Here is a 24739-nt window from a genome sequence, read left to right on the forward strand (position 1 = left end):
GCCTCGGGCGAGGAACAAGAAATCGGCTCATTGCGCGCCTGACGCCCACAACCATAGGGGTGCTGGGCGATGCCTAGCCAGATCTGGCGCAAGGGCGCGAGGGGCTGAACCCTCAAAACGGGGCTATCTGGACTATACCAAAGAAGGGTGGATCAACGCCCGTCACGCGCCGCCCCGGCGCAGGCCGCCCGCCTTCGCGGTCCGAGTTCGGGAGCTGAATTCCGGGCGCAGCGCCTCACCCTTAAGGCGCGATGGCCGCCGCGCCGGGCCTGCGGGGATCCGCGCCCCCGAGGAACAGCCCCTTGTCGAGCATGATCGACTGGGCGCTGCCCATGGTCTCGTCGGACTTGATCGGGTGCCCCATGGCCTTCAGCGCCGCGACCGTGTCGGGATTGAAGTTGGGCTCGACCTCCAGGCCGTCGCTGGCGTTCTGGAAGATGCGCGGCTGATGGGTGGCCTCGGCGACATTGAGGTTGAAGTCCACCACATTGACGATCACCTGCAGCACCGTATCGATGATGGTGCTGCCGCCCGGCGTGCCGGTGATCAGCCACGGCTTGCCGTCCTTGAAGATCATGGTCGGCATCATGGTCGACAGAACCCGCTTGCCCGGCTCCATGCCGTTGGGCGGCACGGGACCGCCGCTCCGCCGCGCCTTCCAGGACGCCTCATGGGCGTAGTTGTTCATCTGGTTGTTCAGCACGAAGCCCGCGCCCGCCACCATGACGCCCGATCCGAAATCAGCCCCCAGGGTGAAGGTGTTGCTGACCGCATTGCCCTCGGCGTCGGCGACCGAGAAGTGGGTGGTGTTGGGGCTCTCGAACGCCCAGGGATCGCCCGCCCCCATCGCCTTGGCCGGCTTGGCGTGGTCGGGGTCGATCAGCTTGGCGCGCTCAACGCCGTAAGCCTTGGACGTGAACCCCTTCAGCGGCACCTTGGTGAAGTCAGTGTCGCCCAGATACTTGTAGCGGTCGGCGTAGCCCAGCTTCATGGCCTCGGCCATCAGGTGCAGTGTCTTGGCCGAGCCGGGCCCTGACGCCTTCAGATCGAACTGCTCAAGGATGTTGAGCATCTCGAGCAGGGTCGCGCCGCCGGCGCTGGCGGGCGGCGAGGTCAGCACCTTCAGGCCGCGATATTCGCCCTCGATCGGCTCGCGCACGACCGGCTTGTAGGCGGCCAGATCCGCCTCGGTGATCAGGCCGCCATGGGCCTTCATGTCAGCGGCCAGGCGCCTGGCGATCTCGCCCCGATAGAAGGCGTCGGCGCCGTGATCGGCGATCTGCCCCAGCGACCAGGCCAGGTCCTTTTGCTTGAGGGTCTCGCCGGCGACGTAGAGCGCGCCATCGGGCTTGTAGAAGGCGGCCTTGCCCGCCTCGCTGACCGACAGGCGCTGTCGCCCCCAGCTGAACACGAAGGCTTCGTCAGGCGTCAGGACCACACCGTCCCGGGCCAGACGGAAGGCGGGCTCGACCACGGCCTTCCACGGCAATTTTCCATAGGTCTTGTGCGCCAGATACAGCCCTGCGACCGTGCCCGGCACGGCGGGCGCCTGATAGCCGACAGAGGAGACATCATTGCGCTCCTTGCCCTGGGCGTCGACGAAGGTGTCCAGACGCGCGGCCGCCGGCGCGACGCCGCGATAGTCGATGAAGACGGTTTTCCCCGTCTTGGCCATGTGGACCATCATGAAGCCGTCGCCGCCGATATTGCCGGCGCGCGGCAGCGTCACGGCCAGGGCGAAGGCCGTCGCCACCGCGGCGTCCACGGCGTTGCCGCCCTGGCGCAGGATATCGACGCCGACCTGGGTGGCGATGACGTTCTGGCTGACCACCATCCCCTTCTGACCGACCACCGGCGAGTGGATGCTGGGATATTCCAGCAACTGCTTGCTCTGGGCCAGGCCCGAGGCCGGCAGGCAGATCGCCGCCGAGACCGAGAGGGCCGCAAGACCCAGGGCGACAAGTCGAAAGGGCTTCATGCGCGGCTCGCCAGAGAGGTGAAGGAGGGGGCAGGACGACGCTTCGGGGTGGAAGAAGCGTCGTCCTGCGATGTTCCCGGCCTTGGGGGGCAAGAACCGGGAACGGGGGGGCTCTTAGAAGCGCTTGCTGGCGTTGAGGTACCAGTAGCGTCCGGTCGCGTTATGGAGCGAGCCCATGTAGCCGAAGTTCGACGACGTCACGGGCGGATCCTTGTCGGCGACATTGCGAACGCCCAACCGGACGGTCGAACCGTCAAAGCGGCCTTCCTTGAACGCGTACTGGCCGTACAGGCTGACCGTGGTCCAGTCGTCGACCGGGAAGTACTGGCCGTTCACCTGCGCAACGCTGGTGTCATAGACCTCGCCGACATAGTTGACGAAAGCGCCTGCGCCCCAACCGTCCTTGCGCCAGGTCAGGCTGGCGCTGGCCCGGAACTCGGGAGACCCGCCGTTCTTGATCTGGTTTCCCGCCGAGGCGATCGTAACGCCGTTCAGCTTGCCTGCGGCGACCGCCTCCTGCAGCAACGCCTCGATCGGGCTGGCCGACTGGTCATACTTCAGCAGCTTGGCCACATTGAGCGTCAGGCCGAAATTGCCCCAAGGCGTGTCGTTCAGATCATAGTCGGCGGTGAAGTCGACGCCCTGGACAACGCGCGGCTGCAGGTTGGTGTAGACGTCGTTGATATGGTCGATGTTGCCGACCGTGTTGGTTCCGACCGGATCATTGCGCACGACGTTGGGGTTGGACGACCCGCTCTGGCGCAGCAGCCAGTCGTAGGCGATCTGGTTGGCCCCGCCCAGGATGCCGATCACGTTCTTCTCGCGGATCGACCAGAAGTCGGTGGTCAGGATGAGCCGGCCATAGTCGCGCGGGATGAAGGTGGGCTGATAGACGAAGCCGACCGTGGCGTTGTCGGCCTCTTCGGGCTTCAGCTTGTCATTGCCGCTACGCACTTCCAGCGTGCTGCCGCTGGAGCAGGTGGTCGCGGCCGGCGTGTTGATCCGGCAAGCCGCATAGTCGGTGCGGGTGTTCGAGACGGTCGAGCCGTCGCTGTAGAACTGCGGCAGGTTCGGCGCGCGGAAGCTTTGCGACACCGAGCCGCGGAAGGCGAAGCCGTAGCCGACCTTCCACAGGATCGCGCCCTTGGGCTTGAGCACATTGCCGAAGTCCGAATAGTGCTCGTCGCGGGCGGCGATCTGCAGGCTGATCTCTTCGACAAACGGGATGTTCATCTCGGGCGAGACGACCGGCACCGCGAATTCGAAGAAGGCCGAGCTGATCGACCGATGGGCCGAGACGTCGCCCGCGCCCGAAGCGCCCATTACATCGGTGTCGTAGGTCACGCCGGTGACAGAGTTGGTGTACTTGATCGTGCCGTCCAGTCGGTCGTCGCGGTCGTCCAGATAGGTCTCGCGGCGCCATTCGACGCCGGCCGCGAAGCCGACATCACCGGCGGGCAGCTGGAACAGGTCCTTCTTGGAGACCTTGAAATCGCCGAGCGCCAGCGAGGTCTTGCCCTTGCGATAGACGTTGATCAGGAACGAATTGATCGTGTCGCTGCTGTTGGGCGTCGCGTCGGCGCCCGAATAGTTGCTGACGTCGCCTCCGTTGAAGGGGTTGTAGGCGTCCGCCGTGGTGCGGTTCACCGCTTGCTGGAAGCGCGTGTTGCTGATCGCGTTGTGCGTGGTGTCCTTGGTGCGGGCTTCCGAATACAGCAGGGCGGAATCCCAGTTCCAGCCGTTCCATTCGCCCTTCAGGCCACCCAGCGCGCGGTAGCTGTCATCGGTCACCGTATAGGTGCGCGGACCAGCGTCGACCGGGCGATAGCTGGTGATGTTCATCGCCACGCCGGCCGCCGGCACGCCGGTCAGATTGGCCAGACGATTGGCGCTGCCGATCGGACCAAAGGGGTTCCAGTAGGCGTTGGCGGCGATGCTGATCGGCGCCGACGAGATCGGGGCCGACTGCTCGCGCGAGCCGGTGAACAGGGCGTGGTAATAGCCCAGTTCGCCATAGGCGGTGATGTCGCCGAAATCGTGCTCGACCGTCGAGAACAGGTTTGTCCGCTCAAGACCGCCCTTCAGCGTGCGGTCGGCGTTTTGGTCATAGCGCAGCGCGCGGTCGTTCGTGCCGGTGATGGTGCCGGACTTGATGCACAGATTGCCGGCGAGAACCGTGCTGGAGCAGCCGGCGTCCGTGTTGCTGGTCGGCTCGATATGGAAGACGCCCGACGTCGTCAGGCTCGCCGTGCCTTGCTTCACCGCAGTGGACGACGGGATCAGCGTGAACGAACCCCAGGGGCTGGAAGTCGAGCGGTTGTCGAAGCTGGTATTGCCGGCCCAGGGGGTGTCGGCGATCTGCGAGCGGTGATCTTCGCTGGCGGCGTAGTCGCGATCGCTGGCCATCATGCGGCTGTGGCCGGTGTAGGTGCCAAAGAAGGTCAGGCGGGTGCCGTCTTCAAGGCGCGTACCGGCCTTCACGTTGAAGGTGCCTTCGCGATAGCCCGTGCCTTCCGAGCCGCCCAGCTGGGTCTCGACGCGCAAGCCCTGGAACTTGGTGTCCAGCACCATATTGACCACGCCGGCCACGGCGTCGGTGCCGTAGATGGCCGCAGCGCCGTCGCGCAGCACTTCAAGCCGCTTCACGCCCGCCACCGGCAGGGCGTTGGTGTTGACCGTCTGCACCGGCACGAAGTTCTCGGTCTGGGTTCCGGGCGCCATGACGGCGCGGCGACCGTTCAGCAGGGCCAGGGTGTTACCCGTGCCGAGGCTGCGCAGGTTCAGCGAGGCGATATCGCCCCGGGCGTCATTCAGGTTGCCGGTCGTACGGGCTTCCTGGAATTGCACGTCGCCCGCCTGGGGGATCGAGCGGAACAGCTCGTCGCCCGAAACCGCGCCCGTCGCGATGATCTGCTTTTCGTCGATCAGCGTCACCGGCAGCGCTTCGTTGGTCTTGGCGCCCTGGATCTGCGAGCCCACCACGACGATGGTCTCGACGATGGCCATGTCCTCGTCAGCCTGGCCGCCCGACGCGGCCAGGGGCTGGGGGCGTGAGGCGGACGCCGGACGCAGGGTGATGGTCACGCCGTCGTTCGATGCGACTTCCAGGCCAGCAGCCGAGATCAAGCGCGCCAGGGCGTCGCTGTCCGCGATGTCACCAACGACGGCGGGGGTCTTGCGACCGGCCGCCGCGTCGAAGGGAAACAGCACCTGCTTGCCCGACTGTTTGGCATAGGCCTGCAGCGCGGGGACCGCGTCCTGGGCGGGGATATTGAAGCGGTGACGGGTTTCCTGCGCCAGGGCCGGACCGGCCAGCACCAGAATGGCGGCCGACGTCAGAAGGAGCCCTCGAACGTTACGAAGGCGATTGGAACTGCGCATGGTCTGAAAACTGCCCCTTGGCTACGCCCTGCCCCCTCGACATGACGTTCTCACTGGACACGACGGGCGATCATCGGCGTTCCGCTATGCGTGACAGAAATATTTGTTTCTGTGGTCGGAGGACCCGCTCTCAGTCGCGCGAGGTCAGATGAATGACGCCCTCGGCGTCGCGCGAGGCGCTCACCGGAAAGGCGCGTGTCACAGCGGAGACGAAACCTTCCGGTTCGGTGCTCTGGAAATAACCGGCCAGACGCAGACCCGAAACGGACGCGCCATCGACGGTGATGCGCTGGCGATTGTAGCGGTTGAACTCGGCGACGGCCTGTTCAAGGGTCTGTCCGTTGAGCGCAATGGCGCCCTGTCGCCAGGCCAGGGATCGATCGATCTCGGCGGTCGAGACGCGCAACACCCGTCCGCCGACGGGGCCATAGACCGCCTTGGCGCCGGCCGACAGCTGGGTCTGGGCGGTGGCGTGGTCACGTTCAACGGCCACGGCGCCCTCGCGCACGGTGATGGCGGCGCTGTCATCCTGCAGACGAACGGCGACCTGCGCCGCGCCCGTAGCCTCGAGTCGATTTCCGGCGGCCCGGACGACGAAGGGGCGCGCGGCGCGAACCGGCTCGAACACGGCCTCGCCGCGAACCAGACGAATCTCGCGCACGCCGCCGCGATAGCGGACCAAAACCTTGCTGTTGGTGTTCAGCTGGATGCGACTGTTGTCGCTGAGCACGATGACCCGCCGCTCGCCGATCCCCGTGGCATAGGCCGTGGAGGCCGTCGCCGAGATCACGCCAGCCGCGACCAGACCACAGGCCCCGACGACCGCCGCAGCCCGCGCCCACACGCCCGTCCGCCAAGCCATGGTGCGAGGCGGCCGCAGGAGGCCGACACGCGGCGCGGCCGCGTCCGGAGCAAGCGCCTGCAGGCGATCCAGCCGCTCCCAGGCGGCGAACTCGCGCTCGAAAGCGACCTCGTAATCGGCCCCCTGGCCGCGCCAGGCTTCAAAGGCGGCGCGATCGGCGGGGCTGCTAGCGGCGGAATCGAGCCGGACCACCCATTGGGCGGCCTCAAGCCTTATCGTTTCCCGCCGAGATCCCGCTTCGCGACCCATGTACGCCCTTCGTCAACCTTGCTGGCCCGGCCCTCGCCGCGACCCAGCCTATCCGAACAATATCGCAATCCCTTAACGAGATGCTTCTCTACAGTGGAGACGGACAGACCGAGCCGCTCCGCTATCTGCCGCGGCGAAAGATTGTAGACCTTTCGCAGCGTGAAGACATTCCGGCATTGCGGGGAAAGCTCCTGGATAGCGTCCCGCAGTTGCCGCAGTTCGTCTCGCCCGACAGCGACATCCTCTTGGGTCGGGATCTCGTCGACCAAGGATAGCTGTTCGAAATCGGCCACGGCCGTGATCGTCAAAATCTTGCGCCGCCTGAGGGCGTCCAGAGCGACATTGCGGACGATGCGGGCGGCGAAGGCGCCGGGATTGAGAACCTCTCGCCAGGCCTTGTAGGCAATGGCGCGCGCGAACGCGTCATGGACAAGGTCTTCCGGCTCAGCCTCGCCGTCGCGACAGAACTTGCGGGCATAGGCCAAAAGCTGGGGCTCGAGCGGCAAAATCTCGCGCCGAAACCAGGCGCGTCGCTCGTCGTCGTGTAGATCCATGCGCGCTCCCCTTCCCCAACCAAGCGTGATCCGCAAGCGATGGCAAGCCGGATTTAGGGTGCATCCGGCCGACATGCCGCAGGATCAGGCGCCGATGCTCAGAAGAAGGTCGCCAGCGCCCAGAGCAACCCCGTCCCGCCCCGGTCGGCCGAAACAGGGTTCTCCGGCCGACCGGCCGGCTCACTTCACCGCAATGAAGATCGGGTTGGCGTAGAACCACAGGTCCGCCCAGGGATCCTCGCCCAGCGGGTCGGGCTGGGGCTCCAGCTCGGCGCCATTGGTGCCGCGCACCCGGACATAGCGGGATTGGCGCACGTCCTTGAGCACATAGACCATCGACAGGCGCTCGCCGTCCCGCACCCAGGTGGCAGGGGTGAAGCGACGCACGACACGGGTGGTCGGGTTGGAATCCTGGGCGCGATCCGCCGCCGGACCCGTGACGTCGCCCTGGATCAGGTCGATGCGCGCGACGTCGGGCGAGCGTCCGCCGAAGTTCTTGCCGGCCGGGTCGCGAACCCGGATGACGATCGTGACGTCGCTGCCGGCCGGAACCTCCAGAAGCCCGCCGATCTCGGCCTGCTTTTGACCGTCGGCGGTCATGGCGGTGATGTCGACCTCGGAGACCAGATCACCCAGGGTCACAAACACCCGGCCATGGCGCAGGCCATCGAGGATGTCGTCATAGGTGCGGGCGGCCTTCACATAGGTCTTGGAATATTCGCCGGGCCAGAAGTCGCTGCCGCCCTCTGTATAGTGACGGTGCGAGTCCGAGGTCGAGGTGATCCACCAGTGGCGCCCCTCGCCCAGCATCGAGTCCCAGAAACCGCCCAGCTGGGCGGTCATGCGGTCAAAGCCGCCCAGGGTGGGCGCGCGCCCGTAGCCGCCCCGATCGCCATCGGGCTTGGCCGAGCCGTCCGGTTTCAGGGTCGAAGCCTGGTGTCCGGGCGCGCCTTCCATGCCGACGGCGACGTTGGGCGCGGTGTCATTCCAGTTGCGCAGCTCCGCCGGAGAAACCAGGCCATAGCTGCCGGGCGTCTCGGCGGTGCGCGAGGGATGGTTGGCGATCACCACCGGCGGCTGGGGCAGAGATTGCATGTGGCGCAGGGCGTCCAGCATGAAGGGCTCGGTGTCGCGGGCCGGGTCGGCGGGCCAGGGCTCACGCCGGTTGTAGCCCTTCTCGATCCCGAACAGCGCCTCGCGCTCCATCGCCGAGCGGGGCACGATGACGCTGGAATGCTCGGCCGCCGGGGTGTCCAGCTCCATGCCCCAGAACTGCAGCACGCCGGGGGTCAGGGTTCGGGACTTGAGCAACTCGGGATAGGCCTCGTCGCGGTTGAGCTTGGAATGGTTGGGGCCCCCATGATCGGTGGCGACCATCCAGCTCAGGCCATGGGCTGCGGCCTCGCGGGCGTTGACGGTGATCGGATTGACGGCGTCGCCGGCCTTGATCAGCACCGGCGGCTGGCCGGGAACATCAGACGGCTTGACCCCGGCGCTGAACCAGCTGTGGACGTGGTGATCCCCGGCCAGCCAGCGCCGCTCTGACGGCCTGGCGGGACCTGAGGCCTTATGCGCCGGGGCGACAGGCTGGACGGCGTGACCCGGGTGCGCTGATGCGGGGGTCTGGACCGCCGCGATGAGACCGACGGCTGCGGCGAGGGCGGCGTGAGAGACAAGGCCACGACGGGTCTTTGAAAGGAACATACACATGGGCGAATCCTAGTCCGGAACTGCGACGTTCCTATTGCGGTCATCGCGGTGAGCGTACAGCGCTCCAAAAAAAAGACGGCCCGCGCGGCGAACCGCGCGGGCCAGTTGAGGGGATTGAAAGGGTCGAGGGGAGCTTTAGAACTTGGCGCGCAGGCCAAAGCTCAGGGTGCGGCCATAGTGAGTGTAGCCGCCGAACCAGCCGCCCTTGACGAACTGCCACTGGGCCGCGTCGGTCAGGTTCTGGCCTTCGATCGCCGCCGTGATCTGCGGGGTGATCTTGTAGCTGACACTGGCGTCCAGCGAGCCGAAAGCGCTGTCGTTCAGCGCCGAAAGCCCTGCGCCGCCGACGTCCTGCAGTACGTCATCCACCCAGCTGTAGCTGGCGCGGGCGGCGAAGCGGTCCTTCTCGTAGAAGCCCGTCACGTTGAAGCTGTTCTTGGCGACATTGACCATCTGGTCTTTCAGGGTCGGGGAATAGGTCGCCTCGGTGTCGGTGTAGGTATAGTTGGCCAGGAACCCCAGGCCGTCGAACGGGGCCGGCAGCGCCTTGAACAGGTGCTGATAGGCCAGTTCCACCCCCTTGATCGTCGCCTGGCCGCCGTTGGTCGGCGAGGTCAGCACATAGGTCTGGCCGTCGACCACGAAATTGGTCTTCTGGCTGTAAACAAAGGTGGTGATGTCCTTGTAGAAGGCGCCCGCGATCAGGGCGCTGCCCGGCGCGAAATACCATTCCAGGGTGGCGTCATACTGCCAGGCCTCGAACGGGCGAAGCTCCGGATTGCCGCCGACGGCGGTCAGCACCGTACCCGACGAATTCAGCGTCAGGCGCGGCGCCAGGTCGGCCAGGGACGGCCGGGTGATCACCTTGGCCGCCGCGACGTGGGCCTGCAGGGTGTCGGACAGTTCCAGCACGAAGTTGGCGGTGGGCAGGACGTCGGTATAGGTCTTCTCATAGCGCACCGGGATCGCCGCCGAGCCGTTGTCGGCATAGCCGGCCGAGACCTGCTTGGTCTGGGCGGCGCGCACGCCGACCTCGCCGCGCAGCGGAACGCCCAACAGCGTGGTCTCGATGTCGGTCAGGGCATAGGCGGCGGCGATGTCTTCCGACACGTAGTAGGAATTGCGCTGGTCGGCGCGCGCCGTGCCCTTCTGGGTCTTGTCGGCCAGGGCCCAGAAAGCCGCCGGATCGGGCATGGCCCAGCTGGTCGGCAGGGTTCCAGACACATCGCCCAGGAAGTCGCTGACCGGGAACGCGTCGAAATAGTCGGCGCCGAAATATTTGCCGGCCAGGTTGGTCGTGTAGTTGATGTCCGCGCGGTTGTATTCGCGTTCCCGCTCACGGTACTTCACGCCGAACTGCACGCGGGTCAGAGGGCCCCAGGCCACCGGACGCTCAGCGTCGAACTGCAGGGCGGTTTCGTTGTCGGTGGAGTCACTCACCCGATATTCGATCCGGCGGAACGGCAGCAGCGACGGATTGTTCAGGTCGCTGGTCAGCAGCGTGACGCTGGGAACCGCCTCGTCGTCGGCCTTGGTCATGTTGAAGGTGGTTTGGCCGATCGAGCCCAGCAGGCGGGTGCGGGTGATCGGATTGGAGGTCTCCGAATAGGCCCTGGCATAGGCCAGGTCCGCCGTCAGGGTCCACGCGTCCAGCTTCTGGCGGATCTTGCCGGCCAGCATGATGTTGTCATGGGCCAGGTCGCTGACCTCGCGGCCGATCTGGGTGGTGGAGGTCACCGTGCCGCCGACCAGAACGCCGTCCTTGATCACCGCCGAGCCCGGAACCAGGGTCGCAACACTCTGATCCACCGAATAGGTCAGCTCGTCATAGTGGTCATCCAGCTTGGTGTAGCTGGCGTCGAAGATGATCTCGGTCTCGTCGGTCGGGCGGTACTGCGCCGACAACACCACGCCCTTGCGCTCGCGATCTTCGCGCTCGAGGGTCGGGCGGATGGCGGTCGGATAGAGATTGATGCCCTGGGCGATCAGGCTCTTGCCCAGGGTGGTGGTCGGATCCGAATAGCTCCAGCCCACGCCGGTGATGCGATCCTGGCGCAGGGTGCGTTGATCATAGACGACGGCGGCCAGCACGCCGAAGGTCTCGGCCTGGTTGGTCCAGCTGGCCAGGCCCGAGACGCGGGGATCCACGGCGTCTGCCAGTTGAGGCGCACTGGCGGTCGCCGACAGCGCCAGGGTGCTGCGACCCAGATCCAGCGGGCGGAAGGTCTTGACGTTGACCACGCCGCCGATCGCGCCCTCGTCCAGCGAGGCCAGCGGCGTCTTGCCGACCTCGACCCCGGCGACCAGCTCGGACGGCAGGGTGTCGAAACGGAACTGGCGGCCGCTCTGGCCGGAGTCGCGCATGTTCTCGTTCACGGCGGCGCTGCGGCCGTTGAGGGTGACGATCTGGAAGTTCGGACCCAGGCCGCGCACGCGAACAAACAGCCCTTCGCCGCGATCGCGGGTGATGGCGACGCCGGGCACCCGCTGCAGGGCTTCGGCGATATTGTTGGACGGGAACTTGCCGATGTCCTCGGCCGAGATCGCGTCAACCACATTGGTGGCCTTGCGCTTGTCGGCCAGGGCGCGGGCCAGCGAGTTGGCGAAGCCGCCGGTGACGACCAGTTCCTCGATCATGTTGTCTTCGGCCGTCACGGCGGGGGCCGTGGCCGCGGACGTCGCTTCAGCCGCCGGGGCGCGGGTCGAGATGGGCTGGGCGGCGGGTCGCAGGATGGCGCTGCCGCCGCTGCGCACGAAGGTCAGGCCGGTGCCGCGCAGCAACTGGGTCAGGGCGCGGTCAGTATCGATCGTTCCCTTCACGCCCGAGGTGCGCTTGCCCTGGATCAGAGCCGGGTCGGCCAGGACCTGCAGGCCGGTGGCCCGCGAAAAGGCCGGCAGAGCGGCCGACAGGTCGCTGGCCGGAATGGCCAGCGCGGCCTTGGCGGCTGCGGGCGCCGCCTGGGCCGCCGCAGGCGCGGCGAACGCGGCGCCCGCCACCAGCAGCGCTACGGCGGAGGCGGTGGAGCGCCAGATCATACGGTTGAACATCGGTGTAGGTCCCCAAGCTGTCGCGCGGCGCATTCGCCGGCTTCGGGGGGGAAGACGCTGGCGGCCGCCCTTTCAGGACAGCGATTTTTGTGAAGTTTCGAAGACGCCCGGCGCCCTAGCGGGTCAGCTCGAGCCGTCCCGGCGTCTCGCGCACCTTGAAGCCGTGCATCAAGGCGAGATTCCGCACCAGGGTGTCGGGCTCATCAAGCCGGAAGCGCCCCGCCACCCGCTGACGCCCCAGCACAGGATCGGCGATGACAATGGGCAGGTCCGTATGACGGTTCAGCCTTTCGACCAGGCGGGCAAGCGACACGCCGTCAGTTTCCAGCCAACCCGTCCGCCAGTCCTCGGCGGCCGGATCAAAGACGCGGATTGTCGACACGGCGCCGTCGGCCGCCGTCGCGCGCTGGCCGATGGTCAGGTCGGCGGAGTCCGTCACTAGCCCATGCGGCTTCAGCCGCACCTTGCCGCGATGCACCGACAAGACCAGCCGCTCGGCGCCGCGCTCCAGATCAAAGGCCGTGCCCAGCACCCGGGCCGAGCCTTCCGGCGTCGTGACCGTGAAAGGTCGCGCCTCATCGTGCGCCACATCGAAGAACGCTTCGCCGCGTGTGAGCGTCACCCGACGACGATGGGAGCCCAGCTGGACATCCACACCGGTCGCGCCATCCAGGGTGATCCGCGTCCCGTCAGCCAGGGCGACCTCGCGCTGCTCGCCCGGCGCCGTCTCCAGATGCAGAGGCGTGACCATCATCACCTGCAGGTCTGGCCAGACGAATACGCCGGCCAGGGCGCAGGCCGCCAGCGCCAGGCCGCCGATCAGCGCGGCGCGCGGCGCGCGGCGGCGCGCCGTCCGGCGCTGGGCGCTGAGACGCAGGGCCTCGACCAGAGCAGGATCCTGGGTCGTGCTCCAGACCTGTTCGAAGGCCCTGGCGTTGCCGGGGTCTGCCGCCTTCCAGGATTCGAAAGCCCCGTCGGACGCAGCGCCGGAATCGAGACGACGCGCCGCCCAAAGCGTGGCGTCGGCATTGGAGGAATCCCGCCTCATCCGCGTCGTCCCGCCTGACGCCGTTCGGCCTTGGCGATCTCGCGATGGAGTTGCTCCAGCGCGCGCACCACGTGTTTTTCGACGGCCGCCTCGTTCATGGCCAGATCCGCCGCGATCTGGCGACAGCTTTGCCCGTGCAGCCGTCGGCGGATGAACACGTCCCGCCGCAACGGCGGCATGGCGTCCAGCACCTTGCCGAACACCTCGACCTTCTGACGATGCATCAGGATCTGCTCCGGCGCGGGGGCTTCGCAGGGAATGTCGTCGTTCAGCGCTTCCACCGGCCGGCGCTGACGGGTGCGAAAATGGTCTCGGACAAGGTTGAGCGCGATGCTGTAGCCCAAGGCTGCGCGGTCAGCGACGGTCCGCGCCCGCTCATAGGTCAGCAGGCGCGCGAAGGTTTCCTGAACCAGATCCTCGGCCGCGGCGGGATCGCGGGTGCGCCGCACAATGAACAGATAGAGATCGTCGCGCTGGGCGCGGACGCTGGCGAAATCGGTCATCGGCGCGTCTCGCTCCGACGGCGTTTCGCGCCACGCTCACCTTGCTGCACCATAGCCATGGCCAGCGCTTAGCATCGGTATGTGACACTTCAGCCGCCCCGGCCCTGACCAGCGACCCGAGCGAGAGCAAAGAACGGCATTGCCCAGACCAGAGGCTGGTCTAAGGTTTCGATCATGCATACTCGCCTCGTCCCGCTCATCGCCCTGACTCTGTTCGCCTGCGGCCCCGCTCCGGATGCGATGGCCGTGCAAAGCGAAGCCGGCGCGCCGGTCGAAACCCAGGCCGCGAACGCTCCCGATCAAAAGCCCGCCTTCGCCGGTCAGACCCGCGCGCCCGGACAGGCGCTGGGCGTCGCCTACAGCGTCGAGGCCATCGCCATCGGTCTGGACCATCCCTGGGGCCTGGCCTTCCTGCCGGACGGATCCAAGCTGATCACAGAACGGTCAGGACGTCTGCGATTGCTCAGCGCCGATGGACGACTGTCGCCCCCCGTCGCGGGCCTGCCGGCGGTCGACGCCAGAGGACAGGGCGGTCTGCTCGATGTCGCCGCCGACCCTGACTTCGCGGCCAACGGCCTGATCTACTGGACCTACGCCCAGGCCGGAGACGGCGGCAATGGTACGGCGGCGGCGCGCGGCAAGCTGGTGACAGGCGCCGCGCCACGCCTCGAAGACGTCCAGGTCATCTGGAGCCAGACGCCCAGGCTGAGATCCGCGCTGCACTTTGGCAGCCGCCTGGCCTTCGCCAAGGACGGCAATCTGTTCATCACCACCGGCGAGCGCTCGATCGTCGAAGGCCGTATGCAGGCCCAGCGCCTGGACGGAACTCTTGGCAAGGTGATCCGCATCGCCCCCGATGGCGCGATCCCGGCCGACAACCCCTTTGTCGGCCAGGCGGGCGCCAAGCCGGAGATCTGGTCCCTCGGCCACCGCAACCTGCAGGGCGCGGCGATCGATCCGCGCACCGGGCGACTGTGGACCGTCGAGCATGGGCCCAAGGGCGGTGACGAACTGAACCATCCCGAGGCCGGCAAGGACTATGGCTGGCCAACCATCACCTATGGCGAGGAATATTCCGGTCAGCCGGTCGGCCAAGGCCTCACCGCCAAGGCCGGGATGGAACAGCCAGTCTATTACTGGGATCCGGTGATCGCGCCTTCGGGCCTGGCGTTTTACGACGCCGACCTGTTCCCGGCCTGGAAGGGCAGCCTTCTGGTCGGCGGACTGCGGGGCCACGTCACGCGCCTGACCCTGGACGGCGACAAGGTGGTCGGCGAAGAGCGCCTGTTCACCGAGCTGGATCAGCGCATCCGCGACGTCCGCGTCGGGCCGGACGGCGCCGTCTATCTGCTGACCGATGCGGACGACGGCAAACTGCTGCGGGTGACGCCAAAACCCTGAGCCTTCACAGTCTGCGGCGGCGACCCTCGCGGCGGCAGATGGCAAGATCCGATCAAGGTGCTAGACCGCGCGCCTTGGCGAGGAACCCCGAACATGGCCCGCAATCTTTCCGGCAAGCGGGTCGCCCCGCACGCTGACATCACAGCCCAGGCCGACAAGGCTTGGTTTGACGCCCACATCGAGCGCGACTTTCTGCTGCGCGATCCCGCCCCGCTGGAGTTCAAGGATCCCTTGGGCGACGCTGGAGACGGGTTCAGCTGGCGGGTGCTGGTGGTGCGACTGGACGGCGGGTCGCGCCTGCGCCTGCCGCTTTCACTGGCCTGGGACCTGCACAACGCCCACGCCAAGGACCAGCATCTGGCCGTCCTGTTCGAGCAGGTCGCTCCGGAACAGGCCAAGGCCATGCGCGCCCAAGCCCTGGCCAAGCTGGCCCGCGCCTGATCGCCGAGGCGGCGGTTTCGCGGGGCTCGGGGGCCACTCTCGGGACAAATACGACTCGACCTGCAGCAGATTTTCCGAAATTTCATGGCCAACAGTCGAAAACTTCACGCCTAGCGGCGAAGATCGAGACAGATTTTCCGAGCTGTTTTCCTGCATTTCCGTCCCCGGATATCTGAAATCGATCAGAATTATGGGCTGCCGCACGTCTCTCGCCACGAGAGTTGCGTCGATCTAATTTTACGCGTAAGATGTCTCCATTGAATATCGATTTGGTTCGATTGCTCTCCAACGCTTGCTCCCCGGATCGAGCTTCGAGCCCATCGCGATCCTTTCCGAAAATTTGATCACGCGGCTTACTCTTGAGCCGCGCGTCCCTTTTCACCTGAAAGGTGACCATCATGACGACCGGTACCGTGAAGTGGTTCAACTCCACCAAGGGCTTTGGCTTCATTCAACCTGACGACGGCGGCGCGGACGTGTTCGTGCACATCTCGGCGGTCGAGCGTTCGACCCTGGGTTCGCTGAACGAAGGCCAAAAGCTTTCCTACGAACTCGAGCGCGACCAGCGCAGCGGCAAGATGTCGGCCGGCCAGCTCCAAGCTGCCTAAGCCACTTCGGCGCGCGGGGCGGGTGGCGAAAGCCGCTCGCCCCGCGCGCCAGCCTGGCTTGCGGACTATCGACCTCGAATGACACGCGGGGTTATCCCCCTTCATTTTCGAGGCCCTATGAACGAGACACTTCGCACCAACTTCTCCACCCGACTTCAGACCGCCGCCGACGCCAAGAAGGCGCTGCTTGAGAAATTCAAGCCCAAGCCGGCCGTCGTCGACCCGAACTTCGAGAGCCGCGAAGCCGTCAAGGCCGCAGAACTCCAGCAGGTTCGCGCCGACCGCGCCGAAGAACGCGCCGCAGCCCGCCAGATCGTAGCCGACAAGATCGCCGCCGCTGAACAGGCCATCGCCGACAGCGCCGCCGAACTGCTCAGCCAGAAGCGCGGCGCCACCAAGGAACGCAAGGCCCTGTCCGCCGCCGAGGCCAAGGCCAAGCGCGACAGCAAGTACGCCGCCCGCAAGGCGCGCAACTAGCCTTCGCTTTTCTGCAAACACGACGAAGGCCGGGTCAGACCGGCCTTTTTTGCGTCGTTGCCTGACAGCGTTGTCAGGGCTGCGAACTTCTGTACTGTGTCTGGGCAGCCCGCCTCACGGCCTGGGCTGCGCCAATCTATAGAGCCCCGCCTATGCGCGCAGGGGCCGGTATGGGAGACCCAGGAATGTCCGCCAAGGCCCAAGGACCAAGCCGCCGCGCCCTGTTGGCCGGCGCGACCGCCCTCGCCTTCGCCGGCGCGGCGCCTGCCGCACTCGCGAGGACCTCCGGCGTTTCGGCCCGCCATCAGGCGCTGGTCCAGAACCTCATCGGCCAGATGACCCTGAACGAGAAGATCGGCCAGCTGAACCAGGCCCCTGGCGGCCGCCAGAAGGCGCTGAACTCCAAGATCGACGCGGCCCAGCTGGATCTGGTGCGCAAGGGCGGCATCGGCTCGTACCTGCACGTGGCCGGCGCCGACTTCCTGCGCGAACTGCAGCGCGTGGCGGTGGAGGAATCCCGCCTGAAGATCCCGCTGCTGTTCGGCATCGACGTGATCCACGGCTTTCGCACCATCTTCCCCGTGCCCCTGGCCATGGCCGCGACCTTCGATCCTGAGATCAACCGCGCCTGTTCGCGCGTGGCGGCGATCGAGACCGCGATCAGCGGCCTGCACTGGACCTTCACCCCGATGGTCGACATCGCCCGTGACCCGCGCTGGGGCCGCATTGTCGAGGGGGCCGGCGAAGATCCCTATCTGGGCTCACGCATGGCCGAGGCCCAGATCCTGGGTCTGCAGACCGAGAACCTGGCCGGCAAGGACGCCATCCTGGCCTGCGCCAAGCACTTTGGAGCCTATGGCGCAGTGATGGGCGGACGCGACTACGACACCGCCGACATCTCCGAGCGCACCCTGCACGAGGTCTGCCTACCGCCCTTCTACGCTTCGGCGAGGGCCGGTGTCGGCAGTTTCATGACCGCCTTCAACGACATCGCCGGCGTGCCCACCACCGCCAACCGGGCCCTGGTGCGCGGGCTGCTGCGCGAGCAGTGGGGCTATCAGGGTCTGGTGGTCAGCGACTGGAACGCCATCCTCGAGCTGATCAATCACGGCGTCGCTGAAACCCCGGCCCAGGCCGCCGCCCTGGCCCTGAAGGCCGGGGTCGACATGGACATGGCCGGCGGCGTCTATGCCGGCCACCTGCGCGAGGCGGTGGACGCCGATCCCGGCCTGCTGCCCTATGTCGACCAGGCGGTCGGCCGCGTGCTGATGACCAAGGCCAGGCTGGGCCTGTTCGACGATCCCTTCCGGTTCGGCGACGCCGCCCGCGAGAAGACCGAGCTCAATTCCCCCGCCCACCGCGCTGTCGCCGGCGAGGCGGCGCGCAAGGCGATCGTCCTGCTCAAGAACGACGACGGTCTGCTGCCCCTTGAGACGAAGGGTCGACGTATCGCCGTGATCGGCGCCCTGGCCGACGACGCCTCCTCGGCGCTGGGCTCCTGGCGGGCGCGCGGCCAGGTCGGCGACGTCAAGACGCTGCTGGCCGCCCTGCGCGAGACCGGCGCGACCCTCGACTATCAGCCCGGCGCCGCGCCCCGCGGCGAAGACGCCTCGGGTATCCCCGCCGCCGTCGTCGCAGCCCGAGCCGCCGACCTCGTGCTGCTGGTCATCGGCGAGGACTATGACCACAGCGCCGAGTCGCGCAGCCGCTCCGACATCACCCTGCCGGGCGTGCAGTCGCAGCTGGCCCAGGCGGTTCTGGCGACCGGTAAGCCCGTGGTCGTCGTGCTGATGAACGGCCGGCCGCTCGCCGTGGCCGAGATCCTGGGCAAGGCCGGCGCGGCGCTGGAAACCTGGTTCCTGGGCGTCGAGAGCGGGCCGGCGCTGGTCGACATCCTGACCGGCAAGGTCTCGCCCGCCGGTCGCCTGCCCGCCGGCCTGCCCCGCAACAGCGGGACCAGCCCCGGCTTCTACGCTCACAATCCGTCGGGCCGCCCGGCCGATCCGGACCTGACCAAGGACACCGCCCGCTATCATGATGTCGAGGTCGGGCCGCTCTATCCGTTCGGCCACGGGCTCAGCTATGCCAGCTTCGCCTATGCGGACCTGTCGATCGACAAACCTGCGATCGGCCCGAACGAGACGGTCGCCATCAGCCTGTCGGTGACCAACACCGGCAAGATGACCGCCGACGAGGTGGTGCAGCTCTATATCCGCGACCCCGTCGCTTCCGTGGCGCGGCCGGTCAAGGAACTGCGCGGCTTTGTCCGCCTCAACCTCAAGCCCGGCCAGACCCGCCGCGTCACCTTCCATCTGCACGCAAGCCAGACCGCGCTGTGGGCCGAAGGCCAAAGCTGGCGAGTCGAGGCCGGACGGATCGTGGTGATGGTCGGGGCCTCGTCGGACGACATCCGTCTGCGCGGGGACTTCTCCATCACGGCCGCCGCCGCGACCCTCCAGCCCGCCGCCGCCCTGCTCACCGCCGTGACGACCGCCTGATGAGCGCCCCGGCGATCTCGCTGTTGATCGTCGTCGCCTCGGTGGCGGCGGCGGTGCTGCTGGTGCTGAAGGCCCGCTTCCCTGCATTCCTGGCTCTGATGATCGTGGCGATGGGGGCCGGCCTGGCCTTCGGCGCGCCGCCCGACGCGGTGATCGCCTCGGTGCGCAAGGGCCTCGGCGACGCCCTGGGCTTCGTCGCCGTTGTGGTGGGTCTGGGCGCGATGTTCGGCGCCCTGCTGGAAGTCGGCGGCGGGGTCGAGGCCATCGCCAACCGCCTGCTCGCCCGGTTCGGCGAGGCCCGTGCGCCCTGGGCCCTGACCGTGATCGGGATCGTGGTCGGCGTGCCGCTGTTTTTTGATGTCGCCCTGATCATCCTGGCGCCGCTACTGTGCGCCCTGACCTTGCGCTCAAAGCGACCGATCGTGTGGTTCGCCCTACCCGTCCTGGCGGGCCTGGCGGTGATGCACGGCTTGCTGCCACCCCACCCCGGACCGGTCGCGGCCGCCGAGCTCCTGAACGCCGACTACGGCCAGATCGCCCTTTGGGGGCTGGTTTGCGGCGTCCCCGCGGTGCTGGTCGCCGGGCCGTTCTATGCCTGGGTCGCTTATCGCAACCAGAGCGCTGAAGATTTCGTCCTGCCGCACGGGTCCGACACTGCAACAGCCCCCACGGCCAGGATCGGCTTTGGCGTCGCCCTGACCGCCATGCTCGCGCCCCTGACCCTGATCATGATCGGCGCCCTGGCTCGCGGCTGGCCCGAGGGGCGCCTGCGCGACCTGGTGCTGTTCTTCGGCCATCCGTTCACCGCCCTGATCCTGGCCTGTGTGGGCGTCTGGATGCTGCTGGGTCTGAAGTACAAGATCCCCCGCGCCATCCTGCTCAAGATCACCAGCCGCGCGCTGGAACCGGCCGGCGCGATCACCCTGGTGGTCGGAGCCGGCGCAGCCTTCAAACAGGTGCTGATCGACTCTGGCGCTGGCGGGCACATCACCGCCCTGATGACCACCGCCCAGGTGACGCCGCTGATCTTCGCCTTTCTGGTCGCCGCCCTGGTCCGCATCGCCCAGGGTTCGGCCACGGTGGCCATGGTCACGGCGGCGGGGCTGGCCGCGCCGATGGTCGCCGCCGCCGGGCTCCCCCCCGCCCAGGTCGCACTGGTTCTGGTCGGGATCGGCGCGGGCGCGACGGTGGTTTCGCATGTCAACGACACCGGCTTCTGGCTGGTCAGCCAGTATCTGGGCCTGACAGAGGCCCAGACCTTCAAGGCCTGGACCATCGGATCGACCCTGGCCGGCCTGACCACTCTGGCCATGGCCGCAATCCTGTCATCCCTGCTCTGACGGATCTGGCGACAGCGCTCGACCGGACTGTAAACCATTGTAAAATCCCCGCCTGTCCTAGCGCGACGCCAGGGTGAAAAGGGTATGCCCCATGAGCGGACGGTCATCTGGATCCACCCCCACCGGACAGACGGACGCCCGCCGCGCGCCCTGTGACACGCAGGGCGCGCGCCTTAGCCAGCAAAAGTGAGCGCATGAAAGTCGCCCTTCTCGACGACGACGAGAGCCACAATGCGCTGGTCGCCGGCTTGCTGGGACCCGCAGGGTATGACTGCGCCAGCTTCACCCACCCCGAGCGCCTGCTGACCGAATTGCGTCGCCAGACCTTCGACCTGCTGATCATCGACTGGAACATGCCCGACCTCAGTGGCATCGAGACCCTGCGGCGGATCGAAGAGATGCTGCCGACCGCACCGCCCGTCCTGTTGCTGACCAGCCGGTCGGTCGAGGCTGATCTCGTCGAAGGCCTGAACGCCGGCGCCGACGACTACATCGTCAAGCCGCTGCAGCCGCCGGTGCTGATCGCCCGCGTCAATGCCTTGGCCCGCCGGATCTACCGCGCCCCGACCACACCGGAGGTCGAACAGCATGGCCCCTATCGCCTGGATCCCGGCGCCCAGACGGCGAGTTGGGAGGACCAGGTCGAGACCCTGACCCCCAAGGAATTCCAGCTGGCTTTGATCCTGTTCAATAACCTGGCCCGGCCGCTGTCGCGCGAATATCTGCTGCGCCGGGTCTGGGGCCAGCGACCGGATCTGGAGACCCGGACCCTGGACGCGCATGTTTCCCGTCTGCGCTCCAAACTTCAGCTTCGCCCCGCCAATGGCTTTCGCCTAACGACGGTCTATGGTTTTGGTTATCGTCTTGAGGCCTGTGACCCTCATGGCGGTCCCGAAGCGGACGCCGAAGCCGGAGCGACCCCAGCATGACCGCGTCAAAGCACGACCTGTTTCTTCTGACCGCCGCCTTGTGCCTGAGCGCCGCGACAGGCGCTCTCGCCGCACCGCCCGAGCCTCAGGTCCAGTATGTGGTCAGGCCTGGCGACACCCTGATCGGCCTCGGCTCGGCCTATCTGAACCGCCCCGGCGACTATCGGCAGGTGCAGCGCGCCAACCAGATCACCCGTCCCAGGGCGCTGCGGATCGGTTCGACCTTGCGGATCGACCCCAGCCTGCTGAAGACCACCCCGATCGATGCGCGACTCAGTTCTGTCAGCGGCCCGGTCCAGGTGGAGACCGGCGGCCAACGCGCGGCCGCCGTCGCAGGTATGGCTCTGGTCGAGGGACAGAGGATCATCACCGGCCCCGACGCCTTCGCCACCTTCGAGATGGCCGACGACTCGCGGGTCACCCTGCCGTCGAACACCAATTTGCGCATCGACCGCATGCGCCAGACCATTCTCAACAACGCCCCCCAGCGGATCTTCCGGATGGACCAGGGGCGCGGAACGATCTCGGCCACGCCCAACGCCGCGCCGGGCGCCAAGTTCGAGGTGCGGACGCCGGTGTCGATCGCGGCCGTGCGCGGCACCGAGTTCCGCGTCGGTCAGGATCCGAGCGGCGCCCGCGCCCAGACCGAGGTGCTGAAGGGCGCCGTGGCTGTGGATCTGGCCTCGGCCACGACCAGCACCGGAGAGCCCATCGCCGCCGGCTTCGGCGTCAGCGCCACACCTGCGGGCGTCAGTGCGCCTGTCGCCCTGCTGCCGGCTCCCAAGCTGGGCGAAGGCGGTCAGCGCCAGAGCGACAAGGTCGTACGCTTTGCCGTCGAGCCGGTGACCGGCGCGGCTGTTTATCGGCTGCTCCTGTCGCGAGACGCCGGCTTCGTCGAGGTCTTCGCTGAGCAGGACCGTCAAACGCCCGACGCCGAGTTCGGCGAGATCGCCAACGGCACCTATTTCGTTCGCCTGACCGCGCTGGACGCCGGCGGCCTTGAGGGCTTTCCGTCCGACTACAGCTTCGATCGCGATCTTGATGTTCTGGAGCCCGGCGCGCCGCCCAGCGCCGAGGTCTCGGGCAAGCACCGCAACTTCCTGTTCCGCTGGAGCGCGGCGGGCGACGGCGTGCGCGTCTATCGCTTCCAGCTGTTCGCCAGCGCCGATCCCGTATCGCCGATCATCGACCAGCCCGGCCTCTCGGAGCCACAGTTGACCCTCACCGACCTGCCGACGGGAACCTATGGCTGGCGGGTCAGCGCCGTGCGCTTCAAGGGCGGGACGTTCAGCGAAAAGGTCGGCCCCATCCAGACGCTGCAGATCGGTCGCTAGATCTTGAATTCGCCGTCAAGACTGTTCAACCGGGCCGCAGGCGCGCCTCGACGCCGATTGCTAAACTGGTTGCTGGTGGCGACCCTGACCAGCCTGGCCCTCGTCGTCCTGACCGCCAGTCCCCTGACGACGCGGCTGGACAACATCCTCTATGACGCCCTGCAGCGCGCCTCGTCGCGGCCGGTCGATCCGTCGATCCTGATCGTCGAGGTCGACGAGCAGAGCTTGCGCGACATGGGCAGTTGGCCCTGGCGCCGCACCGCCCATGCCCGCATGATCGACAGGCTGAGCCAGGCCGGCGCCAGGACCATCGTCTATGATGTGCTGTTCAGCCAGCCGGCTGCGGACCCGACAGACGACGACGCCCTGGCCCAGGCCATCGCCCGTTCAGGCCGGGTGTATCTGCCGCAATTCATCGAGCCTGGCGACACGGCGGGGCCACAGCGTCTGGTCGGCCCGACCGCCCAGATCGCCCAGGGCGCCGCCGGCCTGGGCTTGGTCCACGTCCTGTTCGACTCCGACGGGGTCGTGCGACGGATGTCGCCGTTCGAGGCCCTGGGCCCGGACCTCGCGCCCGACCTGATGACCGTCGTACATCGCGCCACCCGCGCTCCGGGGGCCGGCGACGCCACCCGGGCGGCCGACGCCACCCTGCTGATCCCCTTCGCCGGCGGACCCGATCGCTTTCCCCGGGTGTCCTTCTCCAGCGTTCTCGCCGGGGATGTCCCCTCCGAGTTGATCGCAGGCCGCACCGTCTTTGTCGGCATGACGGCGCCGGGGCTAGGCCCGGCCTTCCCAACCCCGGTCACACCCAATGCGGCCAGCATGACGGGCGTGCAGCTTCACGCCAGTATCCTGGACGGACTGCGGCACGGCGCCATGGTCCGCCCCGCAGGCCTGGTTAGCCGGATCGCCTTTGCCCTCAGTCTGTTGTGGCTGCTGCTGGCCGGGCTTCTGGTCCTGCCGCCCCGCGCCAACCTCCTTCTTGTTGTCGGCCTGTCGAGCCTGGCCCTGGCGGTGAGCGCCGCCTTTTTCTGGCGCGCCCAGCTATGGCTGTCGCCCATGGCCGCCATCATCGGCCTGGCGACCGTTTCCCTGGTTTGGGGTTGGGGCCAGTTGGGCCGGGTCAGCGATCTGTTGGGTCGCGAGCTTAGCCGCCTGCTACCAGTCACCCAGACGCGGCCCGCCGAGGGCTTCGAAAGCGACCTCGTCGCCCGTCAGGCCCTGAGCCTGGGCGCGGCGATCAACCGGATCGAAGACCTGCGGCGGTTCGCGGCCGACGCCCTGTTCAGCCTGCCCGACGCCACGGTGGTTCTGGACTCCCGGCGCTGGGTGATCGCCGCCAACGCCGCCGCCCAGACCCTGCTACGCGGCGTGGACATCCCCCTTTCCGGAAGTTCCGCCGCCAGCCTGCTCAATGCACTGCACCCCCTGGGGCGCACCTTCGATGAGTTCTGGCCGCCGGAAGCCGAGCAGATCGGGCCGGTCGATCTACATCTGGCCGATGGCCGCGCCTATCAGGCCCAGGCCGTATTCCGCCGCGACGAAGCCGGCGAAAGCGCCGGATGGATCGTGCGACTGGCCGACATCACCACCCTGACCGCCGCCATGCGCCAGCGCGAGCAGGCGCTGCAATTGCTGACTCACGACATGCGCTCACCGCAGACCTCGATCCTGGCCCTGCTGGCGACGACGTCGGATCTGCCGACGGACCTGTCGGACCGGCTGGGCGCCTGCGCTCGCCGCACCCTGGCCCTGGCCGACGGCTTCGTGCAACTGGCCCGCGCCGAGGTCACGCCCGTCGCCATGGAGCCGCTCGACCTGTGCGACGTGACAATTGAAGCGGTCGATGAGCTGTGGCCTCAATGCCGCCAGCGCCATATCCAGATCGACCAGGATGGCTGCGATACGCCGCTGATGGTGCTGGGTGATCGCAGCGTTCTGGCCCGCGCCCTGGTCAATCTGCTGGGCAACGCCGTCAAGTACAGTCCCGAGAACTCTCGGATCAAGGTTTCGGCTCGCGCCACCCTGGTCGAGGACCGGGCCTTCGTGGACGTGTCGATCAGCGATCAAGGTCCGGGCCTGTCGCCCGAGGAAGCGGCCGTGGCGTTCCGGGCCTTTCAGCGCTTCGACCGTCCCGGCGCCGAGGTCGCCGGAGGAGTCGGGCTGGGCCTGGCCTTTGTCGATGCGGCCGCCGCGCGGCATGGCGGCGGCGTGCTGTGCGCCAGCGCCCCCGGGGCCGGGGCGACCTTCACCTTGCGACTGCCCGCCTACCGCCCGACCTAGAGCAAGGCGCCTGAAACCGGACTCACGCGCCTTGCTCTAGGCTTTTGTTTTCGCATCGTTTTTGCGGAAAACCGGCGTCCACTTTTCCGCAC

General features: G+C 67.4%; 17 protein-coding genes. 9 read left to right on the plus strand and 8 right to left on the minus strand.

Going from position 1 to position 24739, the window contains the following annotated elements:
* Nucleotides 1-241: 241 nt before the first annotated feature.
* The 8 genes from ggt to ACW18B_RS18315 all read right to left on the minus strand — a co-directional run bounded on the left by ggt (nucleotide 242) and on the right by ACW18B_RS18315 (nucleotide 13333).
* Nucleotides 242-1978: a gamma-glutamyltransferase gene (gene ggt / locus ACW18B_RS18280; protein WP_492048428.1), complete on the minus strand. Its 1737-nt coding sequence runs from the start codon at nucleotides 1976-1978 to the stop codon at nucleotides 242-244.
* A 114-nt stretch (nucleotides 1979-2092) separates the two neighbouring features.
* A complete protein-coding gene (locus ACW18B_RS18285; RefSeq protein WP_492048429.1) occupies nucleotides 2093-5359 on the minus strand; it encodes a TonB-dependent receptor in 3267 nt (1088 codons plus the stop codon).
* 130 nt (nucleotides 5360-5489) lie between these two features.
* The gene (locus tag ACW18B_RS18290) at nucleotides 5490-6470 is read right to left on the minus strand and encodes a FecR family protein (RefSeq protein ID WP_492048430.1); all 981 of its coding nucleotides are present in this window, start codon (nucleotides 6468-6470) and stop codon (nucleotides 5490-5492) included.
* Nucleotides 6434-7024: an RNA polymerase sigma factor gene (locus tag ACW18B_RS18295; RefSeq protein ID WP_492048431.1), complete on the minus strand. Its 591-nt coding sequence runs from the start codon at nucleotides 7022-7024 to the stop codon at nucleotides 6434-6436. The genes ACW18B_RS18290 and ACW18B_RS18295 overlap by 37 nt, the downstream gene beginning before the upstream one ends.
* Nucleotides 7025-7204: 180 nt before the next feature.
* Nucleotides 7205-8728: a CehA/McbA family metallohydrolase domain-containing protein gene (locus tag ACW18B_RS18300; protein ID WP_492051781.1), complete on the minus strand. Its 1524-nt coding sequence runs from the start codon at nucleotides 8726-8728 to the stop codon at nucleotides 7205-7207.
* Between the two features lie 141 nt (nucleotides 8729-8869).
* Complete coding sequence (locus ACW18B_RS18305; RefSeq protein ID WP_492048432.1) at nucleotides 8870-11782, minus strand: TonB-dependent receptor; 2913 nt, start codon at nucleotides 11780-11782, stop codon at nucleotides 8870-8872.
* A 115-nt stretch (nucleotides 11783-11897) separates the two neighbouring features.
* Nucleotides 11898-12830 (minus strand): FecR family protein, encoded by a 933-nt coding sequence (locus tag ACW18B_RS18310; protein ID WP_492048433.1) that lies wholly within the window; start codon nucleotides 12828-12830, stop codon nucleotides 11898-11900.
* Nucleotides 12827-13333, minus strand: coding sequence for an RNA polymerase sigma factor (locus tag ACW18B_RS18315; RefSeq protein WP_492048434.1), 507 nt, complete (start codon nucleotides 13331-13333; stop codon nucleotides 12827-12829). Before ACW18B_RS18315 ends, ACW18B_RS18310 begins: the two co-directional genes overlap by 4 nt.
* Before the next feature lie 174 nt (nucleotides 13334-13507).
* Between ACW18B_RS18315 and ACW18B_RS18320 the strand changes: the two genes are divergently transcribed.
* From ACW18B_RS18320 to ACW18B_RS18360, 9 genes are all read left to right on the plus strand, one after another.
* Complete coding sequence (locus ACW18B_RS18320) at nucleotides 13508-14734, plus strand: PQQ-dependent sugar dehydrogenase (protein ID WP_492048435.1); 1227 nt, start codon at nucleotides 13508-13510, stop codon at nucleotides 14732-14734.
* 93 nt (nucleotides 14735-14827) lie between these two features.
* Nucleotides 14828-15175, plus strand: coding sequence for a hypothetical protein (locus ACW18B_RS18325; RefSeq protein WP_492048436.1), 348 nt, complete (start codon nucleotides 14828-14830; stop codon nucleotides 15173-15175).
* Between the two features lie 398 nt (nucleotides 15176-15573).
* Entirely contained in the window at nucleotides 15574-15783 is a 210-nt protein-coding gene (locus ACW18B_RS18330; RefSeq protein ID WP_062148160.1) for a cold-shock protein, read from the plus strand.
* A 117-nt stretch (nucleotides 15784-15900) separates the two neighbouring features.
* Entirely contained in the window at nucleotides 15901-16260 is a 360-nt protein-coding gene (locus tag ACW18B_RS18335; RefSeq protein WP_492048437.1) for a DUF6481 family protein, read from the plus strand.
* A 185-nt stretch (nucleotides 16261-16445) separates the two neighbouring features.
* Nucleotides 16446-18758 carry a glycoside hydrolase family 3 N-terminal domain-containing protein gene (locus ACW18B_RS18340; RefSeq protein ID WP_492048438.1) on the plus strand — a complete coding sequence of 771 codons (2313 nt, stop codon included), beginning with the start codon at nucleotides 16446-16448 and terminating at the stop codon, nucleotides 18756-18758.
* Nucleotides 18758-20098 (plus strand): GntP family permease, encoded by a 1341-nt coding sequence (locus ACW18B_RS18345; RefSeq protein WP_492048439.1) that lies wholly within the window; start codon nucleotides 18758-18760, stop codon nucleotides 20096-20098. The genes ACW18B_RS18340 and ACW18B_RS18345 overlap by 1 nt, the downstream gene beginning before the upstream one ends.
* Before the next feature lie 194 nt (nucleotides 20099-20292).
* Entirely contained in the window at nucleotides 20293-21027 is a 735-nt protein-coding gene (locus ACW18B_RS18350) for a response regulator transcription factor (RefSeq protein WP_492048440.1), read from the plus strand.
* Nucleotides 21024-22361, plus strand: a complete 1338-nt coding sequence (locus ACW18B_RS18355) for a FecR family protein (RefSeq protein ID WP_492048441.1) — start codon at nucleotides 21024-21026, stop codon at nucleotides 22359-22361. Before ACW18B_RS18350 ends, ACW18B_RS18355 begins: the two co-directional genes overlap by 4 nt.
* 57 nt (nucleotides 22362-22418) lie before the next feature.
* Nucleotides 22419-24647, plus strand: a complete 2229-nt coding sequence (locus ACW18B_RS18360; protein ID WP_492048442.1) for a CHASE2 domain-containing protein — start codon at nucleotides 22419-22421, stop codon at nucleotides 24645-24647.
* The last annotated feature ends 92 nt before the right edge of the window (nucleotides 24648-24739 follow it).

The organism is Caulobacter sp. FV2ps19 (genome assembly GCF_058681035.1).